The following is a 5,826-nucleotide window of genomic DNA, read 5'->3' on the forward strand; positions in this document are numbered from 1 at the left end:
GCACGGCCCCTCCACCCGGTGCGCCCGCACCGACCGGTGCCGGCGCACCGACCGCAAACGGCACGAGGACCGGCGCGCTCAGTGGGGCGCCGACCGATCCGACCACCGGCGCTCCGATGCCGGCCACCGCGTCGACCACATCGGGTGCCACCGGCTCCTCGAGCGGCGGCATCCACCCAGCCGCCACCCCCAACCCGAGGAACGGGCTCAGTAGCGGCGGCCCAGCAGGCAACCCTTCACCGAAGGCGCTCTCGGAACCGGCCGCGTCCTGCAGCGGCGAGACCGGTCCGGGCGGCCACGGCCAGGTCCAATCTCCGTGGTCGCAGAAGTCGTACCACCAATGCCCGTCGTGGGTCTCGTCCCCGTCGTCCTCAGGGTCCCCGTCATCGTCGTCGTGGGGGCTGCCGGGGACCTTTTCGGGCACCTGATCGTCGGCGGTTGTGACGGTGGCCGAGGCGTCGAGCTCGTCCTGGTCTGTGGGGTCTTCCAGGCCGTCCGGGTCTTCTGGGTCCCTGGGGACTTCTGGGACTTCCAGGACTTCCAGGACTTCCAGGACTTCGAGGTCTTCAGCGACTTCGAACTGCCCGAGTTCTTCGAGGTCTTCCAGGCCGGTGGAGACACCCGCTCCCCCGCCGGCACCGCTCGATCGGTCGGATCGCCCGCTGGTGTCCGTGCCGCCGCCGGAGGCCCGCTGCCCGGCCGTGCTGCTGTCCTGGCGATCGGTACGCCGGGGTTCGCCGCTCGAACGGGTGGTCGATGCGCCACCGCCGCTGTTCGAGTTCTCGCCGTCACCCGAGGAGGCGGGTTCGGCGAAGGCGGTGGCAGTCCCGGCCGCACCCACCAGCAGGCCGGAAGCCACCAGGCAGGCCGCTGCCGCGACACGCGCACCCGCACCCACGTCCTCACCACCCCTCGAGGCGTTCGGCCCCGTCCGACCCGATGATGGACAGATTCTCGCACAATCTTCGCGATCGATTTGCTGCGAACTCCGATCGCCCCGGGGTTCGGGGCGCGGGCACACCGTTGCGCGGTGAGCGCTAGGGTTGACCGTTGTCCCCACCGGATCCGCAGCGGGGACCCGCCGACGACAGCACGGGAGGCCGCAGGGATGGGTCTGTTCAGACGACGCAAATCCCGGGCGACCCGAAAAGCCGAAGCCCGCGCGATCAAGGCGAAGGCCAAGCTCGAAGCGAAGCTCTCGGCCAAGAACGAGTCCCGTCGCTACAAGGCCGAGCAGAAGGCGGCCGCCCGTGCCCTCAAGGCGCAGCTGCGCGCCCAGCGGGAGAGCGACAAGGCGGCGCTCAAGGTTGCCGAGACAGAGCTGAAAGCGGTACGGGAGGGCAAGCTGCTCTCGCCCACCAAGATTCGGCGCGCGCTGACCGTGTCACGTTTGCTCGCCCCGATTCTGGTGCCGTTGGCCTACCGGGCCTCGATCGCCGCCCGCGGTCTGATCGACGAGCGCCGGGCGGACCGATTGGGCGTCCCGCTGAGCCAGCTGGGCCAGTTCTCCGGACACGGGGCACATCTGTCGGCCCGGGTGGCGAGCTCCGAGCAGTCGCTGCGGATGCTCAGCGAGAAGAAGCCCAAGGATGCCGAGACCAAGCAGTTCGTCGCGGCGATGACCGAGCGCCTCGACGACCTGGCGGCCGCGATCACCGCCGCCGAGAGCATGCCGTCGGTGCGGCGGCGGGCGGCGCACGCCGCCATCGGCGAGCAGCTCGACGGCATCGACGCCGACCTGATGGCTCGACTGGGCGTGCTCTGATCGAATCGAACGGACCCCACTGGGTGCCGGATCGCTGAACCCCGTCAGGTGCCGCCTGGCATGATGGGGGCCACTGCCGGGTGCCCACACACTCAAAGGAGCAGCAACATGGCAGACCAGCCGGATCGGCCCGACGAGAGCCCCGAGGCCGCCGTGCCCCCTGCTGCCGAGCCTGCGAAGAAGCCGCCCGCCGCCAAGAAGGCGACGCCGGCCAAGAAGGCCGCCAACAAGACACCGGCGAAGAAGACGCCGGCCAAGAAAGCGGCTGCGAAGAAGGCCCCGGCCAAGAAGGCTCCCGCGAAGAAGGCCCCGGCGAAGAAGGCGGCCCCCGCGAAGAGGACACCGCCGCCGGCCGCCTCGCTGCCGCCGACGGCCGATGAGGTGCTCAACTCCGCTGCCAAGGAGGCCGCGGCGCATGCGAAGTCGACCGTCGCCACCGCCGCCGACGTGTCCGGCCCGCCGGTACACGGCAGCGGCGGGGACGTCCCCGTCAAACCCATCGCGGCCGCGCTGATCACCGGCCTGTTGGCGATCCTGGCCGTGGCCTGGGTGGCGCGGCGCGGCGGCGACTGACGGCGGCTCCCGGGGCTGAGATACTGGCGCGGTGACAGTGACGACGCGCCCCACCGCCGACCTCGTCGACGACATCGGTCCCGACGTCCGCAGCTGCGATCTGCAGATGCGTCAGTACGGTGGCCGGACCCTGTTCGCCGGCCGGATCTCAACCGTGCGGTGCTTCGAGGACAATGCCCTGCTCAAGTCCGTGCTCTCCGAACCCGGCGACGGCGGGGTGCTGGTCATCGACGGCGACGGTTCGGTGCACACCGCTCTGGTCGGTGACGTCATCGCCGACCTGGGCCGGTCGAACGGGTGGTCGGGCGTGATCGTCAACGGTGCGGTCCGCGACGCGTCGACGCTGCGCACCCTCGACATCGGCATCAAGGCACTGGGCACCAACCCGCGCAAGAGCACCAAGACCGGTGAGGGCGTGCGCGATGCGGCCGTCGAGTTCGGCGGGGTGGTCTTCCGCCCCGGCGACGTCGCCTACAGCGACGACGACGGCATCGTGGTCGTCACCCCGGGCTAGTTCGGACTGACCGGCCCTGACCGACTCAGGCCGGTGTGGTCGCCGGCGCTCGGTGCCGGGAGAACTGCAGCGCTTCGTCGTCGACCTTGCCCCGCCGGATGAGCTGCAGGTCGAGCAGATAGTTCTGCTTGAGCCGCCACGGCGCCCGGGAGCCGGACTTGGGCAGGTAGTCCAGGGCCCGGAGCACATAGCCGGGCGTGAAGTCCATCAGCGGGCGCTCATCGACGCTGTTGCCCGGGTGCGCGGGCTCGACGGTGTCGAAGCCGTGGTCGTCCATGTAGTTGATGACCCGGCAGAAGAACTCGGACACCAGGTCGGCCTTCAGCGTCCAGGATGCGTTGGTGTATCCGAGCGTGAAGGCCATGTTGGGCATGCCGGTGAGCATCATGCCCTTGTAGGCCATGGTCTCGGTGAGCTCGATGGGCTCACCGTTGCGAGAGATGGACGCGCCGCCGAACAACTGGAGGTTCAAACCCGTTGCGGTGATGATGATGTCGGCGTCGAGCTGCTCGCCTGAGCTCAGCCGGATACCGCTGGCGGTGAACCGGTCGATGGTGTCGGTGACCACGTCGGCCTTGCCGGAACGGATGGTCTTGAACAGGTCCCCGTTCGGCGCCAGGCACAACCGCTCATCCCACGGGTTGTAGCTGGGCCCGAAGTGTTTGGCCACGTCGTAGCCCTCGGGCAGCCGTCGCTGCGCCATCGTCATCAACGTCTTGCGCATGAAGTTCGGGAAACGGCGGGCGATCTGGTACTGCGCCGACTGGAACACGATGCTCTTCCACCGGTTGACGACGTAGGCCGCCTTGGTGGGCAGTGTCTTGTTCATCCGCACGGTGAAGGGGTCGACGTCGGGCAGCGAGCCGATGTAGGTGGGCGAGCGCTGCAGCATGGTGACGTGCCCTGCGCCCGAGTCGGCCAGGGCCGGAATCAGTGTGACGGCGGTGGCGCCGCTGCCGATGACCACGATGCGCTTTCCGGCGTAGTCGAGATCCTCGGGCCAGTGCTGCGGATGAACGATCGTGCCTTCGAAGTCGTCCGCCCCGGCGAACTCCGGTGAGTAGCCCTGGTCGTAGTTGTAGTAGCCACTGCACGCCATCAGGTACCGGCAGGAGATCTCGACCTGCTCGCCGTCCCGTTGTACCCGTACGGTCCAGCGGCCCTCGGCATCGCTCCAGTCGGCGGAGGTGACGTTCTGGCCGTAGCGGATGTGCTTGCCGATGCCGAACTCGGCGACCGCCTCCTTCAGGTAGGCCATGATCGAGGGCCCGTCGGCGATGGCCTTCTCCGAGGTCCAGGGCTTGAACCGGAATCCGAGGGTGAACATGTCGGAGTCCGAGCGGATGCCGGGGTACTTGAACAGGTCCCACGTTCCGCCGAGGTTGTCCCGGCGTTCGAGGATCGCATAGCTCTTGGTCGGACAGCGGTCCTGGAGATGCCAGGCGGCGCTGATGCCGGAGATGCCGGCTCCGACGATGACGACGTCGACAAATTCGGTCATGGCGTAAAGCTATCAACGCAGTGTCGAGCGGGTCAACACCATGTTGAGGATATCGACAGGGTGTAAAGTCTTGGCCGTGACCGTCAGCCAGACCCGCCCCGCCCGGGGCCGCCGCGCCGCGCGCCCGTCCGGCGACGACCGCGAACTGGCCATTCTGGAAACCGCCGAACGCCTGCTCGCCGACCGCCCACTGGCCGAGATCTCGGTCGATGACCTGGCCAAGGGCGCCGGGATCTCCCGCCCGACGTTCTACTTCTACTTTCCGTCCAAGGACGCGGTGCTGCTGACGCTGCTCGAAAGGGTGATCACCGAAGCCGACACCGCGCTGGAACGGCTGATCGCCGACCGGCCGGCCGAGCGGCGCGAGATCTGGCGGCAGGGAATCGACGCCTTCGTACGGACCTTCGGTGCGCATCGCGCGGTGTGCGCGGCCACCGTCGCGGTCAAGTCCACCCACTCCGAGGCCCGCGAGCTGTGGGCCAAATCGATGCAACGCTGGATCGACCACATCGCCGCGGTCATCGAGGCCGAGCGCACCGCCGGCACCGCACCGGTCACCGTGCCGGCCGTCGAGCTGTCCACCGCGCTGAACCTGATGAACGAGTCGGTCATGACGGCGGCGTTCGCCGGCCACCAGCCGGCCATTCCGGACGATCGGGTGCTCGACAATCTCGTGCACATCTGGATGACCAGCATCTACGGTCAGGTCCCCTAGCTTGTCGGGGCCCGATGCGAACATGTGTTCGTGTCGGTCTCCGGCTCCGCCAGCATCCTGCACGCTGACCTCGATTCGTTCTATGCATCGGTCGAGCAGCGCGACGATCCGTCGCTGCGTGGACGGCCGGTGATCGTCGGTGGCGGCGTGGTGCTGGCCGCCAGCTACGAGGCCAGGGCCTACGGGGTACGTACCGCGATGAGCGGCCGGCAGGCCCGGACGCTGTGCCCGCACGCACTGGTGGTGCCACCCCGGATGTCCGCCTACTCGCAGGCCAGTGCGGCGGTCTTCGAGGTCTTCGCCGACACCACCCCGCTCGTCGAACCGGTGTCGGTCGACGAGGCGTTCCTCGACGTGTCGGGGTTGCGACGGCTGGCCGGCAGCCCGGTGCAGATCGGCGCCCGGCTGCGCGGCCAGGTGCGCGACCGGGTCGGGCTGCCGATCACCGTCGGCATCGCCCGGACCAAGTTCCTCGCCAAGGTCGCCAGCCAGGAGGCCAAACCCGACGGCCTGCTGCTGGTTCCGCCGGACCGTGAGCTCGCGTTCCTGCACCCGCTGCCGGTGCGCCGACTGTGGGGAGTCGGCGCGAAGACCGCCGACAAACTGCACGCGCACGGCATGGCGACGGTCGCCGACGTCGCCGAGCTGAGCGAGACGGCGCTGGCCTCACTGGTCGGCGGCGCGATGGGCAGGCAGCTGTTCGCGCTGTCGCGCAACATCGACCGGCGCCGCGTCCGGTCCGGGCAGCAGCGCCGCTC

At 69.1% G+C, this 5,826-nt stretch carries 6 protein-coding genes and 1 pseudogene; 5 read left to right on the forward strand and 2 right to left on the reverse strand.

From position 1 onward, the window contains the following. Nucleotides 1-898, reverse strand: a pseudogene (locus tag ACXAID_RS26810) (hypothetical protein); the annotation flags it as partial. Between the two features lie 210 nt (nt 899-1,108). Between ACXAID_RS26810 and ACXAID_RS26815 the strand changes: the two are divergent. The 3 genes from ACXAID_RS26815 to rraA all read left to right on the forward strand — a co-directional run bounded on the left by ACXAID_RS26815 (nt 1,109) and on the right by rraA (nt 2,852). Beyond that, nucleotides 1,109-1,765, forward strand: a complete 657-nt coding sequence (locus tag ACXAID_RS26815; protein ID WP_475025215.1) for a DUF6474 family protein — start codon at nt 1,109-1,111, stop codon at nt 1,763-1,765. Between the two features lie 108 nt (nt 1,766-1,873). Next, complete coding sequence (locus tag ACXAID_RS26820; protein ID WP_475025216.1) at nt 1,874-2,338, forward strand: hypothetical protein; 465 nt, start codon at nt 1,874-1,876, stop codon at nt 2,336-2,338. Nucleotides 2,339-2,369: 31 nt separating this feature from the next. Further along, entirely contained in the window at nt 2,370-2,852 is a 483-nt protein-coding gene (gene rraA / locus ACXAID_RS26825; protein ID WP_475025217.1) for a ribonuclease E activity regulator RraA, read from the forward strand. A 25-nt stretch (nt 2,853-2,877) separates the two neighbouring features. Here the strand turns inward: rraA and ACXAID_RS26830 are convergent, their stop codons facing one another. Beyond that, complete coding sequence (locus ACXAID_RS26830; RefSeq protein ID WP_475025218.1) at nt 2,878-4,353, reverse strand: flavin-containing monooxygenase; 1,476 nt, start codon at nt 4,351-4,353, stop codon at nt 2,878-2,880. A gap of 40 nt (nt 4,354-4,393) precedes the next feature. Here ACXAID_RS26830 and ACXAID_RS26835 point away from each other — a divergent pair, with 40 nt between their 5' ends. Continuing rightward, complete coding sequence (locus ACXAID_RS26835) at nt 4,394-5,068, forward strand: TetR/AcrR family transcriptional regulator (RefSeq protein ID WP_475025219.1); 675 nt, start codon at nt 4,394-4,396, stop codon at nt 5,066-5,068. Nucleotides 5,069-5,092: 24 nt separating this feature from the next. Continuing rightward, the coding region (gene dinB, locus ACXAID_RS26840; RefSeq protein ID WP_475025220.1) for a DNA polymerase IV at nt 5,093-5,826 on the forward strand (734 nt) is incomplete at its 3' end.

The organism is Mycobacterium sp. ABE4_509 (genome assembly GCF_056160785.1).